Origin of the sequence: Enterococcus sp. DIV0755f, assembly GCF_051713725.1 — a bacterium.
GTDB classification, from domain to species: domain Bacteria; phylum Bacillota; class Bacilli; order Lactobacillales; family Enterococcaceae; genus Enterococcus_D; species Enterococcus_D casseliflavus.
Window position 1 is genome coordinate 1781408 of sequence record NZ_JBIOQL010000001.1, and the last position, 21381, is coordinate 1802788.

Consider the following 21381-nt stretch of genomic DNA (forward strand, 5'->3'; position numbering starts at 1 on the left):
CTTTCCAATTTTAGCGGAAAAGAAATCAAGTTGCAATTGAAGCTTGTGGATTTTATTTCTCAGATTGGCGATCTTCTGCGTCGTTATGAGAGTTTTTCCAGTCTTCTTGAACGCGTGCTTTGGTGGATTCTTCGACTTTCTTAGCCGTTTCAATCTCTGCTTCCACTTCATCGTAGTCAAAGCGCGTGATGTCACCGCCTAATTCATTCATGATCAATTGATTCAAAGGACGATTGTCTTCTTCATCTGCGATCAATAATAACCCCGTATCACCAACACCAATTTGGTTTCCGACATGTTCAAAAAGCATTTGCGCATTTTGGATCTCTTTTGCATCACGAGTAGCACCGATCATACTGCCACCAAACCAGCCCAGCATGATTCCTAAAGGTCCGCCTAGCACACCAACGAGCATCCCGATCAATCCACCCGTTGATGTCTTATTGTTCCCAGTAAAATCGAGAAAGTCCTCGACTTTAAATAGATGCACGCCTTCATTGGTGTGGGTAAGAACTGCCATTTGTTCCCCTTTGATCTTCCGTTCCATATGCATCCGTTTCACTTCCGAAAAGGCTTGGTACGCTTTGGCACTGGCATCAAAATTCATTACAATGACACGTTTTGACATAAAAATCGCTCCCTTTGGTTTATTTGTTCTCTTCTTTATTTTAACAGTAAATCATTTAAATGAAAAAAGAAACCAAAAAGACTACCAATCATTGATTTCTTAGTGAAAATCAATGATCGGTAGTCAAATGCACTGCAGCTAAAAAGGTATTTTTTAGGCAAATGATGTTCTTTTAAACGATTATTCGACAAACTCGAACTCGAAGTTGCCGATCCGAACGATATCGCCGTCTTTGGCACCGCGCGCCCGTAATGCTTCATCGACACCTAAACCACGCAGCTGACGAGCAAAACGCATCACGGTCTCATCATGATCAAAATTCGTCATCTGGAATAGTTTTTCGATTTTTTCACCGCTCAAGATCCAAGTTGCATCAGGATCGCGATCAATTGAGAACTCTGGTTCATCCGATTGGAAGCCATAATGAACAACATCTTCTTCCATTTCTTCATCGTATAAAAGAAACTCAGGAGTGACTTCCAATAGATCCGCTGTCGCATTCAACAAGGCATCGATTCCCTTACGAGTGACACCAGAGATTGGGAAAATCATTGGTTCATCCGCGAACTCATCCGTTTTTTCTTTTGCCAGCTGCTCTTTGAAAAGGGCTAGGTTTTCTTCAGCATCCGGCATATCCATCTTATTGGCAACGATGATTTGTGGTCGCTCTAGTAAGCGCAAGTTATGGGTCGACAATTCATTGTTGATGGACAAATAGTCCTCGTATGGATCGCGTCCTTCCATGCCACTCATATCGATCACATGTAAAATGACGCGGGTCCGTTCGATATGGCGTAAAAACTGAGTCCCTAAACCAACCCCTTGTGAGGCTCCTTCGATCAGACCAGGTAGATCAGCGACCGCAAAACTACGGCCATCAGTAGTTGTTACCATACCTAAATTTGGTACCAGCGTGGTAAAATGATACGCACCAATTTTTGGTCGAGCAGAGGAAATCACAGAGAGTAATGTAGACTTCCCAACTGAAGGGAAACCAACTAGACCAACATCTGCTAAAACTTTTAATTCGAGCTCGATTTTTCTTTCTTGACCAGGTTCTCCATTCTCAGCTAATTCTGGGGCTGGGTTTTTCGGAGAGGCAAACCGAATGTTGCCACGGCCGCCACGGCCACCTTTAGCAATCACTAATGTTTGGCCTTGCTCAATCAAATCACCTAATAAGGCACCTGTTTCAGCGTCACGAACGGTCGTTCCCTGTGGTACTTTGATGTAGGTATCATCTGAGCCACGACCGTGCATTCCTTTACTCATGCCGTTTTCCCCGGGTTGCGCTTTAAAATGACGATTAAAACGGAAATCCATTAATGTACGCAGACCCTCGTCTACGACTAAAATGACATCACCACCACGTCCACCGTCACCACCTGCGGGTCCGCCGTCTGGGACATATTTCTCTCGGCGAAAAGCAACCATTCCGTCGCCGCCTTTTCCTGCTTTGACATCGATTGTCACTTGATCTAAAAACATGGACATTATTTGTCCTCCATTCTTTTTTTACTACCTTCTATACTTTTTGATTATCAGTTATCTCACCTTAAGTGGTTACTATTTCTCTAATAAGAAAGTCTATTTTATTGTAACGACCGAAACGTCTTTTGTCTATCTTTTCTCATGGGTTTCCGTAAGAAATCGCGAATTCTTAAGGGTTATTCTTTGACAGTCACTTGAAATCGTAGCAAACTTTTAAGTGTACCAGACACAATCAAAGGAGGAAACAAGAAATGACAGTAAAAGTTGGAATCAATGGTTTTGGACGAATTGGACGTTTGGCTTTTCGTAGGATCAAAGAAGTTTCTGCCGATATTGAAGTTGTGGCAATCAATGATTTAACGAGTCCAGTCATGTTAGCGCACTTATTGCAATTTGACTCGACCCACGGCACGTACCCTGGAACTGTTACTGCAACGGATAATGCTATCGTTGTCGATGGCAAAGAGACCCGTGTGTACGCTGAACCAGACGCAAGCAAAATCCCTTGGGCAAAAGAAAATGGCGTCGATATCGTTTTAGAATGCACGGGTTTTTACACTTCTGCAGAAAAAGCACAAGCCCATCTTGATGCGGGTGTCAAACGAGTCGTTATCTCCGCACCAGCTGGTAATATGAAAACGATCGTTTACAATGTCAACTCCGACACGTTAACACCAGAGGATACTATCATATCCGCAGGTTCTTGTACGACCAACTGCTTAGCTCCGATGGCCTACTTCTTAAATGAGGAATTCGGGATCGAAGTTGGTACGATGACGACGGTACATGCCTATACTTCTACCCAAATGCTATTGGATGGTCCGGTAAAAGGCGGAAACTTAAGAGCCGCTCGGTCCGCTGCAGATAACACGATCCCTCACTCGACGGGTGCTGCTAAAGCGATCGGTCTAGTTATCCCAGAATTAAATGGCAAATTACAAGGACACGCCCAACGGGTTCCTGTCGTCGATGGTTCTTTAACAGAATTAGTCTCAATTTTGAAAACCAAAGTAACCGCCGATGAAGTCAATGAAGCGATCAGAAAACACACCGTCGATAATCCGTCATTCGGTTACGATGACCGTGAGATCGTCTCTGGAGATGTGATTGGTACCACCCAAGGTTCTATCTTTGATCCGACACAAACAGAAGTAACCACGGCTGGCGATTTCCAACTGGTGAAAACCGTCGCTTGGTATGATAATGAATATGGCTTTACTTGCCAAATGATTCGTTTGCTAGAAGAATTTGCTCGTTTATAAGCCAAGGGTCAAGCAAAAAGTGCCGGTTCTTTTTTTGAACCGGCACTTTTTTATTCACTTGCTGGGTGATCGTATTTGTCCAAAAAAGCTGCAATTTTTTCTTTATAAAGCGCTGGATCTGTTTTGTAGCTTTTCGCATGCTCGGCACCTGAAACAACCCACTTTTCTTTTGGTGCATCGGTCGCGTTATACAAAATTTTCAGCATCGAATAAGGAACAAACGTATCCGCATCGCCATGGATAAAAAAGATTGGACGCGTATTCTTTTGCAGTTGTTTGACTGCATCTGCTTCACCAAAGAAATACCCCGCTCGGATTTTTGTGACAAGGCTAGTGACATTCATCAATGGAAAGGCAGGTAGACCAAACAATTGATCGAGTTGATAACCCAATTCTTCATTGACGTTGGTATACCCACAATCTTCAATGATAGAAGTGACATTTTTCGGCAAGTCTTCCCCACTGGTCATCATTACCGTGGCAGCCCCCATACTGATGCCATACAAAGTGATCGTTTCTTCAGGACCATTTTTTGCGAGTACTTCATCGATCCATTGCAGATAATCCTTACGTTCGTGCCACCCAAAACCAATATAATCTCCTTCGCTTTGACCATGCCCTCGAGCGTCTGGAACCAAGACATTATAGCCTAAATCATGATACATCTTAGCATAGTCCGCCATCGTTTCTGCATTCCCCATGTAGCCATGCGCGATGATCGCCGTTTTTCCTCGATTCTTCTCCTCCGCCGGTAGATAAATGGCGGATAATTTTAAATCATCTTCAGAAGTCAGCTGCCACATCTCACGATTTGCTGGATCTGTAAACCAATTTTGCGATTCATTTCCTGTCTGATTTTCATCCGTACCAGGGGTATCTCCTTCCAAAAAATCTTTTTCTGAAGGAACCACCGCATAATCGTAAAAATAGTTTCCTGCATACCCTAATCCTGCAATTGCTAATACAGCCACTCCGATGGCAATCTTCCAGCGCATTTTCACACTTGTCACGTCCTCTTGTTATATAGTTTACATAATATTATTATAGTTTCATCGTTCTTCATGGAAAGAACCCACTACATAAATTACCGTTTTTTGCTCGTGTTTGTCAATTGCAAGCGCCCAAAAAGAAAACCATTGCCAACACGCTTTGTTGGCAATGGTTGATTTCTCGTGATAATTAGTTATTTTCGACCAATTTAAAACTTGACCAAGGTTTCAAAAATTCTAATAAGAATAGTTCCTCATCAGCGATCTTACCAACGACATTGACGCGACCATCATTTTTCATTGCTTTCAAGGCGATTTGCGTCTCACCTTTGTATTGTCCATAGCCAGCATTATCGATCAAGACTTCCCCTCTTACCATATCACGGGTATCATGAGGTGGAAATTCCTTGTCTTTATAATAGATCCGCGTCATCGTTGAACGCAAGATGTACTCTGAGCGATCTCCTCGATAGCTGTGCAGATTATCGAAGAGACAAATTCGTTCATCTTCAGTGATTCCGTCAACGACATCGACTCTTAATGTCGGATAATCAGCATGAAACGCTTCAGCCATTGCTGCCAATTCTGCTTCTGAAGCATAGGCATTTCCAATAGAGATATCATCGATCAAACCAGTCAACACTAAATGTTTGACTTGTGTAGCTAGTGGCAGATCACGATGGTCTTCCAAAGAGCATAAACCATCTTGTGTTGGCCATGGACCGAAATCAGCTTCGTGAGAATTCACGAAAGCCATCGTATTTAAATTGTATTTGCGGAATTTTTCCGAACAAAAAACAAAATGGTCATAGCCTAACCCTGAATAGCGATGAGGATAGAAGTTATGCGAACCGAGTAAATTTTCAGTATTAGGTGAATAACTCATGATGTTATCCACGTAGCTCGTGCCGCTGCTCATATTGATTTCGATTTTGATCCCGTAAGGATTACGGGTCATTTTGGCTTCTTCTGAACCAGTGAAACCAATATCTAACCGAACACCGTAAGCCCCCATCTCATCAAAGAAGGATAAATCATCATAAGAAATACCTAACTGTTCGAATAAACCAGGATTGATATCTACCATGACTTCCATTCCTAACTGATTGGCATAATCTACGACTTGCTTAAAGTCTGCCAAGACTTTTTCTTTGTCATCGTTGATTTGCAGCAAACTGGTAAATACCCGTTTAAAGCCGTATTTGTGTGCCAAGTCTAGATACGCTTTGTCCTTTTCAAACGTTGAGCGCTCTGGATAAATCGATATCCCTAATTTTCCCATCAAAAAAACCTCCTGTAAATTCTATCCGTTTATTATAATGAATCCTCTTTCATTATAGCAAACATCTAAAAAGTGGTCTACACCTTTCCTTCTGTTTCTTTCTCATTCCATAAAATCTGCGCTTTCTTCTATGTCTCTTTTTTGTTATGATTATCATTAAGAAAACTGGAAGGAATGAAAGAATGAAAAAAATTCTATTCACACTGACAGCAGCTGCTAGCCTTTTATTATTAGCTGCTTGTACAGGTTCAAGTACCACCGATCCCTCATCAAGCAATTCGGCAGAAAGCACGTCAACCTCAGAATCTGTTGACTTGAATGCCCTGGAATTGCCGCAATTATCAACGGATGTGCAAGAGAATGAAGCTTTAGTTGAAATGGTAACGGAAGAAGGCTCGATCAAAATCAAACTTTTCCCAGAGATCGCGCCCAAAGCAGTCGAAAACTTTTTGACCCATGCCAAAGATGGGTATTATGACGGCTTGACTTTCCATCGTGTCGTAGAAGAGTTTATGATCCAAGGGGGCGACCCTAATGGTGATGGCACTGGCGGAGAAAGCATTTGGGGCGAAGGATTCGGCGAAGAATACTCCAACCAGCTTTATCACTTGCGAGGCGCATTAGCAATGGCAAAATCAAGTGCGCCAAACAGCCAAGGCAGTCAATTCTACATCGTTCAAAATGATCAAGATGTATCTGACGGTCTAGCGATCCAACACTATCCTGAAAAAATCATCGAAGCCTACAAAAATGGTGGAACACCACGATTGGACGGCAGCTATACCGTTTTTGGTCAAGTGATCGAAGGCATGGATGTCGTAGATAAAATTGCACAAGCAGAAACCCAAGACTCTGGCAATGGTGAGAATTCTCAACCGGTTGAGCCAGTGAAGATCGAAACGATCAAGGTCTTGCAAGAAGCCAAAGAATAAATAAAAAACCGCTGAAGTCTCCGTTAATCGGGAATTTCAGCGGTTTTCTTTTATTTTTGGTCGCCAACGATAAAGGTGAATTCGCATTCCGCAGCTTTTTTGCCGTCCACTGTAGCGACCGCATCAGCAGTTCCTACAGAGCCTTTGATTTTAGTGATCTCGAAAACAAGTTTCATGGTATCTCCCGGAACAACTTTTTGACGGAATTTGGCTTTGTTGATGCCGCCGATATACGCCGTTCTACCTTGGAATTCCTCGGATTTCAAGATCAGGATCGATCCTGCTTGTGCCAATGTTTCTAAAATCAAGGCACCTGGCATTACTGGATTTCCTGGGAAATGTCCTTGGAAAAAGTCTTCGTTGATGGTGACATTTTTCGTTGCGATAATCTTTTTGCCAGACTCGATTTCATCGACGTAATCAATATATATAATTGGGTAGCGATTTGGAATCAAATCCATGACTTCTGTTTCAGTCAATAGTTTTTTCATGGTTTCCCTTCCTTGCTTAAGAATTTATTATAGTTTGATTATCAAAGTATCATAGTTCAGCGAAATTCGCAACTAAATATTTATTAAGAAAAAAATAGTTTGACAATCAAACAATTATGCTTAATAATTAGAAATCAAGATAGTTTGATTTACTATTTGTCATTATACGTATTTTATTATTGTTGAATTTATTAAGGAGTGGAATTATGAGTTTTTTAACTGGTAAAAAAGTTGTCGTCATGGGCGTTGCTAACAAACGCAGTATCGCTTGGGGCTGTGCACAAGCATTAAAAGCACAAGGAGCCGAAGTGATCTACACGTATCAAAACGACCGCATGAAAAAGCCTTTAGAGCGCTTATTGGAATCTGATGAATTTGTAGTGGAATGTGACGTCGCCAATGACGAAAGCATTGCTTCCGCCTTTGAAACGATCAAAGAATATGCAGGTGAGATCCACGGTGTTGTCCATGCCGTTGCTTATGCCAATAAAGAAGATCTATCTGGCGATATTTTGAATATTTCTCGTGACGGTTATGCTTTGGCGCAAGACATCAGCAGTTATTCATTGATTGCCGTCACCAAATATGCCAAACCAATCTTAGCTGAAAATGCTGGAATCGTTACCCTTTCCTACTTAGGTGCCGAACGGGCAGTACCGAACTACAATATGATGGGGATTGCAAAAGCCGCTTTAGAATCAAGCGTTCGCTATTTAGCTGCCGAACTTTCACCGCAAAAAATCCGCGTCAATGCGATTTCAGCTGGTGCCATCAAGACGCTGGCAGTAACTGGTGTAAAAGACTATCAAAAACTGATCCAATTGTCAGAAGATCGAACACCTGATCATATTGGTGTGACGATTGAAGAAGTGGGCAATACTTGTGCCTTCTTGATCAGTCCGTTATCAAGCGGGATTATCGGCGAAGTGATTTTCGTTGATAAAGGCGTTCATTTATCTTAAACAATAATTGTCATAGAAAAGTCTGCTATTTGCCTACCCGTTGGCTAAGCAGGCTTTTTCTGAAAAAAACAGGTATTTCAGAAAACCTCCTTTGCATTTCTATTTTATCTTCGTTAAAATAGATGCAGTAAGACTTGGAGGGATTTTATGAAACAACTGCTACTTGCAGCTAGCACGACCGATTCAAGTGGTTCCAGCATTACCGAACCAGCAGCTGCTCAGCTCAATGCATTACAAAAATGGTGGGCATCGATCGACTGGGAATCGATCATTGGCCTACTGATCCAAAAAGCACTGATGCTGCTTTTTTTGTGTATCTTATTCGGAATTTTATTAAAAATAAGCAACATGATCATTGACCGGATCTATCGGTCCTATGAAAAAAAAGCCACCTTCAATGTGAGTCGAATCAACACGATCCATACCCTGATCCGCAATACGGTTCATTACACATTAGGCTTCTTTTTTGTCTATGCTCTCCTTTCAACCATCGGCGTACCTGTAGGCTCGCTACTAGCCGGTGCCGGAGTCGTCGGTGTCGCCCTCGGTCTCGGCGCCCAAGGCTTTATGAATGACTTGATTACTGGCTTCTTTATAATTACCGAACAACAAATCAACGTTGGTGATTACGTCCGCTTGACCAATCTGACGCTTGAAGGTACAGTGACGGCCGTCGGTATTCGGACTGTTCAATTAAAATCCGTTGATGGAACCGTTCATTATATCCCAAATCGTAACATCACAACCATCAGTAATACATCCAGAGCCAATATGCAAGTCGTGGTAGACGTACGTATCTTACCATCTGAAGGCTTAGATGAAATACGTGCCATCATTGAAGAAGTCAATGAACAGATTGCTCAGCAGCACGAAGAAGAGATTCAAACGGCCCCTACGGTCTTCGGTCTGGTGGATCTAGGAAACAACAACTTTGCAATTCGCACGACCATGTATGTGACCAACGGTACGCAATGGAAAATCAAAGAGGAATTTTTGGCCGCATCGATCGATGCTTTAACTGCCAAAGGCTATACGATCCCCAATGCGCCGATCGTCGGTATTTAAAAAAAGGTTATCCCGAAACTGGGATAACCTTTTTTCTATACCACATGCAGTTCATCTGTCATCTTTGGGGCATCTTCTTTCGAAATCAGCAAATAGCGTCTTTCGATTTCATGCGCCAAATGATTGACGGATTTTAAAATCTCTTTGCGGGTGATAATCCCAACAAAGACATTGTCATCATCAACGATCGGCAAGAATGCTTGATCCACTAACAGATGCAGCATACTTTCCAACTCATCGTTTTCTTTGATGCAATTCACATTGACTTCCATGACATCTGCCACAGTCAGCCCTTCAATATTTTCCATACTGAAGCCAGTGAGATCCATCATTCGTTCTACGATGTTTGAGAGGCTGATTAAGCCGACTAAATGGTCCTCACTATCTAGTACTGGGATCTTTGAATAGCCCACTTTTGATAAAACAAGCAATGCGTGACTCAAAGGGTGGTTATAAAATACCGATGCCACATTCTCTGCCGGCACCAAGAAATTTTCTTGATTCTCGAGTAATATTTTTTCTACGGTCTGTCCTATCAATCTAATTGCCTCCATTTCACAGCTACTCTTCTATTTTACTTGAAAATGAGAATAGAAAGTAGAAACCTGCAAAATTATAATGAAATTTTTACTTTTTGATTCCGCTTACTTAACGTGTGAAAACGAAAGCTAGCTCTGGGACTTTATGAAAGGAACGATCATAGTATTGGATTGCCCATTGTTCTGGCGTACTTTCAATAATCGCAAAACTTTTGATTTGAATTTGCCCTCGCGGTTGGGAAATACTGCCGGGATTCAAGAAAAGTCGATTCCCGACTTTCTCACAAGCAATTTGATGCGTATGACCAAACAAAGCGATCGAGGCATCTGCTTGTTGCGCTTTTAAGCCTAATTTGGTTACGCCAAAACGAACATCCGCCAAATGGCCATGGGTCATATAGATGGTATCCAGCGGCGTTTTAACGATACGCTCATTCGGAAAACCACCACCGTAATCGCAATTGCCACAAACGACTTGGAATGTTTCCCATAAAGGATCCGTTTCAGGAAGTTCTGAATCCCCACAATGAAGGAACAAATCGACTTGATTTTCGAATTCATTTTTAAGATCAACAAGAATCTCACGATCTGAATGATTGTCACTGACAACTAAGTATTTCATACATTTTCTCCTTCTAACCACTCCTGCCACTGTTCCTGCAGTTTTTTGATTGCTAGACCACGGTGGCTCACTCGGTTCTTTTCTTCTTGACTCATTTGGGCTGCGCTTTGCTCTGAACCATCAGGAATAAACAATGGATCGTAGCCGAACCCATTTTCTCCGCGAGGGATGCGGCCGATTCTCCCCGGCCATTGAGCTTCAACCACCAAACTCTCTTTTCCTGGCGCTGCGAAAACTAACGTACAGTGAAATTGGGCACTGCGTTTGTCATCTTCGACATCCGTCAATTCATAGAGCAATTTTGCATTATTGGCAGCGTCACTTTTTTGCTCACCAGCAAATCGAGCAGAGTACACCCCTGGTCGTCCCCCTAGTGCATCGACTTTCAGTCCTGAGTCATCAGCTAACACCGGTCTTCCCAAAATTCTGGCGATGGTTTCGGCTTTAAGGCGGGCATTTTCTTCAAAGGTGGTGCCGGTTTCTTCAACATCTGGCAAGGAAGGATAGTCTTTTAAGGTACTGACATCGTAACCTGCTGCGCCAAATACGGCTTTAAATTCCTTGGCTTTTCCTGGATTGCCTGTAGCAATGACGATCGTTTTTTCGGGAATCTCATAAGGGGGTTCATCTGGTAAAAACAGTGCCTCTTTTTGATAGGCGATCAATTCTTCGATAGCTGTTTTTCCGTAGATCAGCATCTCATTCAACTGCTGACCATCAAAGGTCGCTTCTTCCCCAGTTCCTTGCAATTCGACAAATCGACCAGATTCCGTCATCACCAAATTCATGTCAACAGTAGCTGAAGAATCTTCTTGATAATCGAGATCGGTCACACAGGTGCCATCTGGTAAGATCCCGACACTAATTGCTGCTAAATGCTCCTTGATTGGATCTTCCGTCAACGCTTTGTCACGCAACAAGGTATCGATAGCTAAACGCAACGCGACAAATGCGCCGGTAATACTAGCTGTTCGGGTACCGCCATCTGCTTGAACGACATCACAATCGACCACGATACTGCGCTCCCCTAATTTTTCTAAATCGACTACTGCGCGCAAGGAACGAGCGATCAGCCGTTGGATCTCCATCGTCCGACCAGAAAGCTTGCCTTTGGCACTTTCTCGACGATTACGAGTGTTGGTCGCTCGTGGGAGCATACTGTATTCGGCTGTGACCCAGCCTTTTCCCGTATCTCGTAAAAACGGAGGGACCCGATCTTCAATCGTTGCCGAACAGATCACGGTTGTGTCACCAAAAGAGATCACAACCGATCCTTCGGGGTGTTTGTAGACGTTGGTTTGAATTTTAACTGGTCTTAACATTGTTTCTTTTCTGCCATCATGTCGCATTTAAAAGCCTCCTAAATCAGTGTGAATCGATGAGATCGTGTCTAAATCAAGCCAATCATTGGCAATCTCATCAAACATTTTCGGTGAACCAGTAGTAAAAAATGCATGTTGCGGATGCGGATCGTCCTGACTCGTTGCAGCAATGGAAAAATAGTCCAACAAGGTACTGACTTCCCCCACCGTTTCTGCCCCTGAATCAATCAGCTGGATATGAGCCCCCAATTCATTTTGGATCAAAGGACGCAATAAAGGATAATGGGTACAACCCAAAATCACTGTATCTAGCCGTTTGTTTTTCAATGGACGCAACGTTTCTGCCACGATTTTCTTGGCGACCGAGCTATGGTATTGTTTGCTTTCTACGATCGGCACAAACTTCGGGCAAGCCAAACTGACGACGGACGCATGGGGCGCTTTGCCATGAAGCGCGCGCTTGTAAGAGTCACTTTTGATCGTTCCGTTTGTCCCGATGACACCGATTCGTTGGTTTTTGCTTGCTTTGACTGCTGCTCGACTGCCAGGCAGGATCACGCCGATCACTGGGATCATTAGTTGTTCTTTGATTTCTTCAAGGGCGACCGCTGTCGCTGTATTACAAGCGATCACCAACATTTTAATATTTTTTTCTAATAAAAAACGGGTCATTTGCCACGTATACTCGATGACTTGCTCAGCAGGTCTCGGACCATACGGGCATCTGGCTGTATCTCCCAGATAAAGAATCGATTCGTTGGGTAATTGCTTGATTGCTTCTTTGACGACCGTCAACCCACCAACACCAGAATCGATAAAACCAATTGGTCTGTTGTTTGTCATAGTTTCCATCCTTTACATGAAAGAAAGAGTTTGGTGCATTTTTCTCTCTTATTCATTTTGGACTTTTTTTGACTATTTTTCAAGTATTCCTTTCGTTTGCTAAAAAAGCTTTCCCAAAAAGCACGAAACGGTCAAAAAGAAAAAAGCCCCCACGATTGGCTTACACCCCACAAGTTGCACTTGCATGGGTAAAAGACCGATCGTGGGGATTTTTTTGACGATTATTCTTTTTAGTAATCGTACTGACGTTTTTCCAAAAAGCCAGAAAGCAATGACAAGGCATAACAAACCAAAAAGTATAAAACAGTCATTGCCAAAAACATAGGCAAAACATAGTTTGTATTTTGGCCATAAATGATTCGAGCATGATGAGTCAGCTCTGGTAAAGAAATAATCACGGCTAATGACGTATCTTTGATCAAAGAGATCAACTGACTGACGATCGCTGGCAGCATCGCTTTAAATGCCTGCGGCACGACGATGCTCCGCAATACTTCGACATAGCTCAACCCTGTAGACAAACCAGCTTCCATCTGCCCTTTTGGCACAGAATTCAAACCAGCACGAAAGATTTCAGAGAGCATCGCTGATTCAAAAATCGTCAACGCCACAACCGCTGACCAAAAAATATTAAAGCGGATACCGATCTGCGGCAATGCAAAGTAAGTGAAAAAGATGATCAAGAGCAAAGGCAAGTTACGAATAACATCGATCACGACACCTAATACTTTAGAAAAGACTGGGATCGAGCTGAAGCGCAAAATACCGGCGATCCCTCCGATAATAAAGCTAAATAAAATCGATAGGATCGACACTTCAACTGTTACCCGCAAGCCATCGATCAAGAAGCGAATGTTAATCGCTGAAAAAGCTTCAAAAAAGTCCATAGTTCGTTAGCTCCTTTCTATGAGCGGACAGCCCAACGCCGTTCCAAGTAAACCATCAAATAAGACAATGGTAGGGTAATGATCAAATAGAAAAGACCAACAATGATATACGTATCAAATGTATTGAAGGTCTCACTTGCGATCAAATCGCCTTGATACATAATATCTAATCCTGCGACCATCGCCAAAATTGATGAATTTTTGACAAGATTGATAAATTGATTGCCTAACGGCGGTACGACGATCTTAAATGCTTGAGGCAAAATAATGTAGCGCATCGCTTGGCTGTAAGTAAAACCAGAAGACAAGGAAGCTTCCATCTGGCCTTTAGGGACCGTTTGAATCCCTGAACGGATCGTTTCAGCGATAAATGCCGATGTATAGATCGTTAAACCGATCGTTCCTGCTTGAAAGCCGTCAAAAGAAACCCAATACATTGGCACAACGACATAAAAGAACATCACGATGATCAATAAGGGAATATTTCTAAAAAACTCAACATACGCTTTGGCAATCCCTTTGATGAGGCGATTGTCTGACAACTGAAAAATTGCCATTAAGGTTCCGATCAAAAGACTAAAAAACAGTGCGATCAAACTCGCCATGACTGTGTATTTAAAGCCTTCAATAAACTGACCGGTATACGTTTGAAATAATTCAACCATTCAGTTTCCTCCTACTCTACTTTTCCTGATTCGTCTTCAGGGAACCACTTGTTGTAAATCTCATCATAGGTTCCATCTTCACGCATTTCCCGCAACGCTTGATTCACTGCATCAAGAAACGGCTTTTGTCCTTTATTGATGGCAATACCATAAGGTTCTTCTGTAAAAGTTTCGCCAACTAAATGGTAATTGGGATTTTCACTCGCCATCCCTAATAAGATCGCATTATCCGTGGTCATAGCATCCCCTTGACCAGATTGTAAAGCGGTAAAGGCTTCCGCATAATTCTCAAGTTCCAAAATTTGCGCTTCTGGTGCTGCTTCACGGATGTTGACAGCTGAAGTAGAGCCTTTCACGACCAATACAGTGGTGTCTGCGGTCAAATCTTCGATCCCTTGGATTGGACTATCTTTTGCGACTAATAAAGATTGTCCTGCATCAAAGTAGACATCGGAAAAATCGACCTGTTTTTTACGTTCTTCCGTGATAGTCATCGTGGCGATGATTGCATCGATGTTGCCGTTTTTCAAAAGAGGAATCCGGGTTTTTGAGGTAACTTCAACAAAGATGGCATTGCCATCACGACCTAAAATTTTCTCAGTGATTGCACGAGCGATATCAATATCGAATCCTCGTACTTCTCTGGTCGCGATATCCATTAATCCAAAAAGACGGGTATCGTTTTTTACGCCCCAAACGATCTGATTCGTCTCTTTGCTGTTTTCTAAAATATTGATCTCTGCGGCACTTTGTCCTTTACAACCTGAGAAAGTCACAAGGGCAAAGGCTAAGACTAGAAAGGAAAAGATTTTCTTTCTCATAAGGGTTCCTCCTATTGCTTAATGATTGCTGACTTTGCTCAAGAATTGTTTTGCACGTTCGTCTCTTGGTGCATCAAAGAATCCATCGACATCGCGCCGATCCTCTAGGACTTGTCCTTCCGCCATAAAGACGATTCGATCTGCTACTTCACGGGCAAAGCTCATTTCATGGGTAACAACGATCATGGACATGCCTTCACTGGCAATTTTTTTCATGACATCCAAGACATCACCAATCATTTCTGGATCCAATGCTGATGTTGGCTCATCAAAAAGCAGCATTTCTGGTTTCATCGCAAGCCCTCTGGCAATAGCGACCCGCTGCTGTTGTCCGCCAGATAACATGGAAGGATAGGAATCTTTTTTATCTAACATCCCTACCCGATCAAGAAGCTTTTCCGCCAAATTGATGGCTTCTTGCTCATTTTGTTTTAATACTTTGATCGGTGCCAACGTAATGTTTTCTAACACGGTTTTATTTGGATACAAATTGAAATGTTGAAACACCATGCCGATGTTTTTTCTAATTTCTGTCATTTTGACATCTTTGTCAAACAAGTTCTTGCCATTGACCAATAATTGACCACCTGAAATGGTTTCTAGACCATTAATCGTACGGAGCATTGTACTTTTACCAGATCCTGAAGGTCCGATAACAACAACGACCTCACCTTTTTCAAATTCAAGGTTGATGTTTTTTAATGCATGGAACTTTCCGTAATATTTCTCTACGTTCTTAAATTCGATCATTGCCATTGATTCACACTCCTAGCTTTTTTTAAAATTAAATGAGTAATTGGAAAGATTTGATTCATATTATAGCTCAATCTTTTTTCATTTGTAAAGGTGCTTTTCCAATGTTCCCCCCTTATTTCTGAAAAGACAAGTGCTATTTTACTTTGATGTGAGGTTTTTGTCCATGAAAATATTTCTCACCCCATCAGATCACAAGGAGAACCGGTTGTTTCTTTTGCTAAAAAAAGGTAAGATAAACCATATAACAAAGGAAAAGGTGGAAAAAAAGTGAATACGATTTTAACTGGCGACCGCCCAACTGGCAAATTGCATCTTGGCCATTATGTGGGGTCTTTAAAAAAACGGGTCGAAATGCAAGCTGACCCTGAAAATCAGCTTTATATCATGGTCGCTGACATGCAGGCACTAACAGATAACGCGAAAACACCTGAGAAGGTCTCAGCGAATATTCTAGAAGTTGCTTTGGATTATTTAGCCGTTGGATTGGATCCAGCAAAAACGACGATGTTTATTCAATCGCAAATCCCTCAGCTCTCTGAATTGACGATGTATTATCTCAATCTAGTCAGTGTTGCTCGAGTACGACGAAATCCAACCGTTAAAGCCGAAATTGAACAAAAAAAATTTGGCGAAGGCGTCCCTTCAGGGTTCTTCATCTATCCTGTCTCTCAAGCAGCGGATATCACCGCTTTTAAAGCAAATTTAGTCCCCGTTGGAGAAGATCAAAAACCAATGCTGGAACAAACGCAAGAAATCGTGCATAGTTTTAATTCTACGTATAGTGAAGTATTAGTCGAACCAAAAGCGGTTTTACCGCCAAAAGGTATGGGACGTTTAGCGGGGATCGATGGGAACGGGAAAATGAGCAAATCACTGAACAATGGTATTTACTTAGCTGATCCAGCCGATGTATTACAAAAGAAAGTGATGAGCATGTATACGGACCCAAATCACATTCATGTCAACGATCCTGGACAAGTTGAAGGCAATATGGTCTTTACGTATCTTGATGTATTTGGCACTGAAAAAGAAAAAATTGCTGAATTAAAAGAACATTACACCCGTGGTGGATTAGGCGATGTCAAAATCAAACGCTATTTGATCGATGTTCTAGAAGCCGAATTTGCACCGATTCGTGAACGCCGTGAAGCTTTTGCAAAAGATCCCGGTGAAGTGATGAACTTATTAAAAATTGGTAGTGAAAAAGCAGAACAAGTTGCCGCCCAAACGTTAGCTGAAGTCAAAAATGCAATGGGCATCAATTACTTCGCCTAAAAAAACAAGCCTTTACGGCTTGTTTTTTTGTTTACAAATCGGAATGAATTCTTTCATACAAAACCTATGTGTCAACTCTGTGTTAGATTTCACGAGAACCCTTCCTCCCCAGACTGACACTTTGTGTAATTTGATTTGATGCTGTTTCTTGCACAAAAACCAAGAGAGCTGTCCTAAAAAATAACCTCATAAAATGCGGATTAGAAAATCCTTTTTTTCAACCTTGCCAGTGTTTAAAAAAAGTTGTACCAAAAAAGCTGGATTGCCTTCTATAGAGAAATCTTTTACGGTTTTCACTCAACTCCTCACATTCTTGTGTCATCTGAGCATCTATTATAATAGTAGAAAACGTTCCCCACCTAACTTCTTTGTATGGTGGAGAACGTTTTTCTACTTATTTGATTAGCGGATTTCTGCTTGAACTTTTTCTTCTAAGTTACGAGTAATTTTCGCTATTGCTTGATTGATCTCTTCATCCGTCAGGGTAGCTTCTGGATTGCTAAAGGTCAGGCTGTACCCTAATGATTTTTTGCCTGCTTCGATGTTTTTCCCTTGATAAACATCGAATAAACGAATCGCACTTAAGAAGCGACCCGCACTTTCGCGAATGATCTCCATCACGGACTGGTTATCGATCGTTTCATCAAGCAAGAGTGCCATATCCCGCGTTACTGATGGGAACTTAGAAACTGGTTGATAGACCAATTGTTCTGTTTTCGCTGCTAACAGTTGATCTAAGTTCAATTCAGCAACATAGGTTTCACTCACTTCATAATCTTTGGCGATCGATGGGTGGACTTGTCCCAAGAAGCCGATTTCTTGGTCATCTAGCAGGACCATTGCCGTACGGCCAGGATGCATCTCTTTGATAGCTGCCGTTTTTTGATAACGAATACGGTCGGTTAATGCCAACGAATCAAATAGATTTTCTAAAATGCCTTTCAAATGGAAGAAATCAACTTTTTGAGCTTGGGTTTGCCAGTCTTTCTCATGGATATTTCCTGTCAAAGCTAGCCCTAAGTGATTGACTTCTGTTGGCAGCTCGTGCTTACTGTCGCCTGTTTGATAGAAGACGCGACCAATTTCATACAAAGCAACACGATTGTTTTTACGTGCCAAATTGTACGCAACGTCGTCTAACAAGCCTGAAATCAGATTCAAGCGCAAGACGGCACGCTCTTCGGTCATTGGCCAATCCAATCGAGTCACTTGGCTCGACTTATCCGTAAATTGTTGTGCCTTCTCTTCAGTGGTCAAAGCATAGCTGATGGCTTCACTGACCCCGTTGCCTTCCAATAGCGTCCGAACTTCTCTAGTCAGACGTTGCGCTTTGGTTAGATGACCGGCAACCGTTTCTCCTTGCGGTAAAGTCGATGGCAAACGATCATAACCGTAAATACGCGCCACTTCTTCAATGATATCTGCTTCGATCGTAATATCCCAACGACGAGGTGGGACAGAAACAATATAGCTGTCTGCTTCTTGACGATGACCAAAGCCTAATGCATCAAAGATTTCTTGCACTTCTTCATCAGTGATTTCTGTGCCTAAATAGCTATTGATTCGAGCTAAAGTGATTGTAACCTCCACAGGTTCTACAGCTACTTGGGAACCTATTACTGCCCCTTTTAAGACCGTTCCGCCAGCAAGTTCTGCAATCAGTGCTGCTGCTGCATCACAAGCTTTTGCAACCGTTGCTTGGTTGATCCCTTTTTCAAAACGAGCAGAGGACTCACTTCTTAAATTGAATTTCTTTGAGGTTAAACGAATCGCTAATGGATCGAACAACGCCGCTTCTAAAGCGACTGTGGTCGTTGTTTCCGTGATTTCAGAATCAAGCCCTCCCATGACGCCTGCGAGCGCAACGGGTGTCGTTCCGTTGGTGATAACGATGTCTTCTGATGAAAGCTGACGTGTTTCTCCATCTAAGGTAACCAGGCTTTCATTTTCTTTGCCGCGACGTACCAGTATTTCCTTGCTGTCTAGCTTTTGATAATCAAAAGCATGCAATGGTTGGCCAAATAATAACAAGATATAATTTGTCACGTCCACAACATTGTTGATTGGACGAATGCCTTCATTCATCAAGCGATTTTGCAGCCATTGTGGACTTGGGGCGATCGTTACACCATCAATGATTCGAATTTGGTAGGCGGGTGCATCGGTTGCTTCCGTGACCTTCACCTGAATTTTATCGGCAGCAGCTACTTCACTTTCATTAAGCGCAATTTCAGGAAACTTCGGTGTTTGCCGATAGATGGCACCGACTTCATAAGCAACCCCCCACATGCTCAACGCATCCGCGCGGTTCGGAGTGATCGATAATTCGATAATGTGATCATCCATATCGAGATAAGGAAAAACCGGTGTTCCTACTTCTGCTTCTGCTGGTAAATAATAGATTCCTTCTGCGTATTCTTTGGGAATCACGCTATCGGCGTATCCCAATTCTTGCAATGAACAAATCATGCCGTTCGAAACTTCTCCCCGCATCTTGCCCTTTTTGATTTTCACATTGCCCGCGATTCGAGAGCCTGGTAATGCCACGATGACTTTGATGCCGCTTTTGACATTTGGTGCCCCACAAACGATTTGCGTGTCTTCTTCCTCACCAATATTTACTTGGCAAATCGATAGATGATCAGAATCTGGATGTGGTCGGCAGTCGGTCACTTCTCCGACAACGATTTTTTTTAAACCCTCTTCAGGCACGTCAATACCTTCGACTTCGATCCCAGTCACTGACATTTTATCCGCCAGCTCTTTTGGTGTGATCTCAGACAGATCAAGGTATTCATTTAACCATTTGTACGATACTAACATTTATTGTTCCCCCTTGAACTGGCGAATGAAACGCACATCATTTTGATAGAATTGGCGAATGTCGTTTACGCCGTAGCGCAGCATTGCCACTCGATCAGGACCTAAACCAAAAGCAAATCCTGAATATTGGGTTGGATCGATCCCTGACATTTCTAAGACGTTAGGATGCACCATTCCAGCACCGAGGATCTCGATCCAGCCAGTTTGTTTACAAACGTTACAACCCGCACCACCGCACTTGAAGCAGCTGACATCAACTTCGACCGATGGTTCTGTGAAAGGGAAATAGCTTGGTCGCAAGCGAATTTGGCGATCTTCACCAAACATTTTTTGCATCATGACTTCTAAGGTTCCTTTTAAGTCACCCATCGTAATATTTTTATCGATCACCAAGCCTTCAATTTGATGGAATTGGTGGCTATGGGTCGCATCATCTGTGTCACGACGGAAAACTTTCCCTGGTGAGATCATCCGCAGCGGCCCTTTAGAAAAATCATGAGTCTCCATTGTTCGCGCTTGCACTGGTGACGTATGGGTCCGAATCAGCACTTCCTCTGAAATATAAAAAGTATCCTGCATGTCTCTGGCTGGATGATCTTTTGGCAGATTCATCCGTTCGAAGTTGTAATGATCTTTTTCCACTTCGTAGCCTTCAACTACTTGGTAGCCCATACCAACAAAGATATCTTCGATTTCTTCCATGATTTGCGTTAGCACATGGCGTGTTCCTCGGTCCATCTTTTTACCAGGCAAAGTCACGTCGATGGATTCTTCAGCAAGGGCTTTTTCCAAGTTTGCTGCTTCGATAGACGATTTTGCTTCTTCGATCGCTTCTGTCAAGATATCACGAATCTCGTTGGCATAGCTCCCCACCTTCGGCCGTTCTTCCGCAGAAAGATCTTTCATCCCCCGTAGAACTTCAGTAATGGGACCTTTTTTTCCAAGCACTTCCACTCGAATCTGATTCAAGTCATTCATGGTTGGACTTTCTTTGATTTTAAGCAATGTCGTTTCCTTCAATGCTTCTAATTTTTCTTGTAAAGACATGTGTTTCCTCCTTCTATACAGTGAATAGTGTAAAAAACGATTTGACTGGAAAAAGTGACGATCTTTTGATAAAAAGACAAAAAAAGACGTCATCCCTAAAAAAAGGAACGACGTCTCGTGTTACCATCCTCATTCGCGGAAAGTTCCGCGCACTCACTTCGGCTAACGACAGCAACACTGCCGACTGATTGTTCTCAGCAAGCTCCAGAAGTGAAATTCATTTTTCGAATACAGGACTTGCTTTCAGTCTGTGACAAGTCTCCCTTTTTCTGATCCAGCCAAATTACTAGTTTCTATCAACGCTTTTTTTACTATTCATTTAAGCTTAGTTTACCTAATTTCCGTTGAGAAATCAACTGCATTCTTCCTCACGTACCCAGGTTTCTGCCCAACGCTTCACACTCATCATACTCTTTTCAAGAGCAATACCTCTTGGCGTCAAGCAGTAAAGATTGTTTTCTTTGCAGACAATTTCTTCCCGCTCTAATTCTTTCAAGCGTTCGACTAACACCCGATCACTCACTTGAGGAATCTTGTTTGCTAACTCAACAAATCTTTGTTTGCCGTCTTCAAGAAGGACATCAATGATCAAGCCGTTCCACTTTTTGCCTAAAATAGAAAAAGCTTTTTCAAATTTAGGACAAAGGGCATAATCCGATTCTACTTTTATCATTCTCCA

21 protein-coding genes are annotated in these 21381 nt (G+C 42.4%); 5 read left to right on the plus strand and 16 right to left on the minus strand.

The features are described 5' to 3' along the window. Nucleotides 1-52 precede the first annotated feature (52 nt). Nucleotides 53-628: a DUF1269 domain-containing protein gene (locus IGI73_RS08090; protein ID WP_428207300.1), complete on the minus strand. Its 576-nt coding sequence runs from the start codon at nt 626-628 to the stop codon at nt 53-55. A gap of 180 nt (nt 629-808) precedes the next feature. Beyond that, nucleotides 809-2122, minus strand: a complete 1314-nt coding sequence (gene obgE / locus IGI73_RS08095) for a GTPase ObgE (protein WP_005226173.1) — start codon at nt 2120-2122, stop codon at nt 809-811. Nucleotides 2123-2370: 248 nt separating this feature from the next. Between obgE and gap the strand changes: the two genes are divergently transcribed. Beyond that, a complete protein-coding gene (gene gap / locus IGI73_RS08100) occupies nt 2371-3381 on the plus strand; it encodes a type I glyceraldehyde-3-phosphate dehydrogenase (RefSeq protein ID WP_005226174.1) in 1011 nt (336 codons plus the stop codon). A 50-nt stretch (nt 3382-3431) separates the two neighbouring features. On the opposite strand, the gene IGI73_RS08105 is transcribed toward gap, so the two are convergent. Beyond that, the gene (locus IGI73_RS08105) at nt 3432-4382 is read right to left on the minus strand and encodes an alpha/beta hydrolase (RefSeq protein ID WP_428207326.1); all 951 of its coding nucleotides are present in this window, start codon (nt 4380-4382) and stop codon (nt 3432-3434) included. 178 nt (nt 4383-4560) lie between these two features. Then, complete coding sequence (locus tag IGI73_RS08110) at nt 4561-5652, minus strand: DUF871 domain-containing protein (protein ID WP_428207301.1); 1092 nt, start codon at nt 5650-5652, stop codon at nt 4561-4563. 182 nt (nt 5653-5834) lie between these two features. Here IGI73_RS08110 and IGI73_RS08115 point away from each other — a divergent pair, with 182 nt between their 5' ends. Then, nucleotides 5835-6584 (plus strand): peptidylprolyl isomerase, encoded by a 750-nt coding sequence (locus IGI73_RS08115; protein ID WP_010748413.1) that lies wholly within the window; start codon nt 5835-5837, stop codon nt 6582-6584. A 50-nt stretch (nt 6585-6634) separates the two neighbouring features. On the opposite strand, the gene fabZ is transcribed toward IGI73_RS08115, so the two are convergent. Then, on the minus strand, nt 6635-7075 hold the full coding sequence (gene fabZ / locus IGI73_RS08120) for a 3-hydroxyacyl-ACP dehydratase FabZ (protein ID WP_005226178.1): 441 nt from the start codon (nt 7073-7075) through the stop codon (nt 6635-6637). 206 nt (nt 7076-7281) lie between these two features. Between fabZ and fabI the strand changes: the two genes are divergently transcribed. Together fabI and IGI73_RS08130 are read left to right on the plus strand one after the other, a co-directional pair. Then, complete coding sequence (fabI, locus tag IGI73_RS08125) at nt 7282-8037, plus strand: enoyl-ACP reductase FabI (protein ID WP_005226179.1); 756 nt, start codon at nt 7282-7284, stop codon at nt 8035-8037. Between the two features lie 147 nt (nt 8038-8184). Next, complete coding sequence (locus tag IGI73_RS08130; protein WP_015509767.1) at nt 8185-9102, plus strand: mechanosensitive ion channel family protein; 918 nt, start codon at nt 8185-8187, stop codon at nt 9100-9102. A 35-nt stretch (nt 9103-9137) separates the two neighbouring features. Here IGI73_RS08130 and cbpB read toward each other — a convergent pair whose 3' ends face one another. The 8 genes from cbpB to IGI73_RS08170 all read right to left on the minus strand — a co-directional run bounded on the left by cbpB (nt 9138) and on the right by IGI73_RS08170 (nt 15557). Further along, nucleotides 9138-9641 (minus strand): cyclic-di-AMP-binding protein CbpB, encoded by a 504-nt coding sequence (cbpB, locus tag IGI73_RS08135; protein WP_005226181.1) that lies wholly within the window; start codon nt 9639-9641, stop codon nt 9138-9140. Between the two features lie 109 nt (nt 9642-9750). After that, nucleotides 9751-10263 carry a metallophosphoesterase gene (locus IGI73_RS08140; RefSeq protein ID WP_005226182.1) on the minus strand — a complete coding sequence of 171 codons (513 nt, stop codon included), beginning with the start codon at nt 10261-10263 and terminating at the stop codon, nt 9751-9753. Then, nucleotides 10260-11612 carry a ribonuclease PH gene (rph, locus tag IGI73_RS08145; protein WP_428207302.1) on the minus strand — a complete coding sequence of 451 codons (1353 nt, stop codon included), beginning with the start codon at nt 11610-11612 and terminating at the stop codon, nt 10260-10262. Before rph ends, IGI73_RS08140 begins: the two co-directional genes overlap by 4 nt. After that, the gene (gene racE / locus IGI73_RS08150) at nt 11613-12428 is read right to left on the minus strand and encodes a glutamate racemase (protein ID WP_428207303.1); all 816 of its coding nucleotides are present in this window, start codon (nt 12426-12428) and stop codon (nt 11613-11615) included. Between the two features lie 230 nt (nt 12429-12658). Continuing rightward, nucleotides 12659-13315: an amino acid ABC transporter permease gene (locus IGI73_RS08155; RefSeq protein WP_005226185.1), complete on the minus strand. Its 657-nt coding sequence runs from the start codon at nt 13313-13315 to the stop codon at nt 12659-12661. A 17-nt stretch (nt 13316-13332) separates the two neighbouring features. Next, nucleotides 13333-13980: an amino acid ABC transporter permease gene (locus IGI73_RS08160; RefSeq protein WP_005226186.1), complete on the minus strand. Its 648-nt coding sequence runs from the start codon at nt 13978-13980 to the stop codon at nt 13333-13335. Between the two features lie 11 nt (nt 13981-13991). Continuing rightward, complete coding sequence (locus tag IGI73_RS08165; RefSeq protein WP_428207304.1) at nt 13992-14801, minus strand: transporter substrate-binding domain-containing protein; 810 nt, start codon at nt 14799-14801, stop codon at nt 13992-13994. Nucleotides 14802-14819: 18 nt separating this feature from the next. Then, nucleotides 14820-15557 carry an amino acid ABC transporter ATP-binding protein gene (locus tag IGI73_RS08170; protein ID WP_005226188.1) on the minus strand — a complete coding sequence of 246 codons (738 nt, stop codon included), beginning with the start codon at nt 15555-15557 and terminating at the stop codon, nt 14820-14822. A 267-nt stretch (nt 15558-15824) separates the two neighbouring features. Between IGI73_RS08170 and trpS the strand changes: the two genes are divergently transcribed. Beyond that, nucleotides 15825-16832, plus strand: coding sequence for a tryptophan--tRNA ligase (gene trpS, locus IGI73_RS08175; RefSeq protein WP_005226189.1), 1008 nt, complete (start codon nt 15825-15827; stop codon nt 16830-16832). Nucleotides 16833-17234: 402 nt separating this feature from the next. On the opposite strand, the gene pheT is transcribed toward trpS, so the two are convergent. The 3 genes from pheT to IGI73_RS08190 form a co-directional block, all read right to left on the minus strand. Beyond that, nucleotides 17235-19655: a phenylalanine--tRNA ligase subunit beta gene (gene pheT / locus IGI73_RS08180; protein ID WP_438759179.1), complete on the minus strand. Its 2421-nt coding sequence runs from the start codon at nt 19653-19655 to the stop codon at nt 17235-17237. Further along, the gene (pheS, locus tag IGI73_RS08185) at nt 19656-20702 is read right to left on the minus strand and encodes a phenylalanine--tRNA ligase subunit alpha (protein ID WP_005226191.1); all 1047 of its coding nucleotides are present in this window, start codon (nt 20700-20702) and stop codon (nt 19656-19658) included. 352 nt (nt 20703-21054) lie between these two features. Further along, nucleotides 21055-21375: a winged helix-turn-helix transcriptional regulator gene (locus IGI73_RS08190; protein WP_005226192.1), complete on the minus strand. Its 321-nt coding sequence runs from the start codon at nt 21373-21375 to the stop codon at nt 21055-21057. Nucleotides 21376-21381 lie beyond the last annotated feature (6 nt).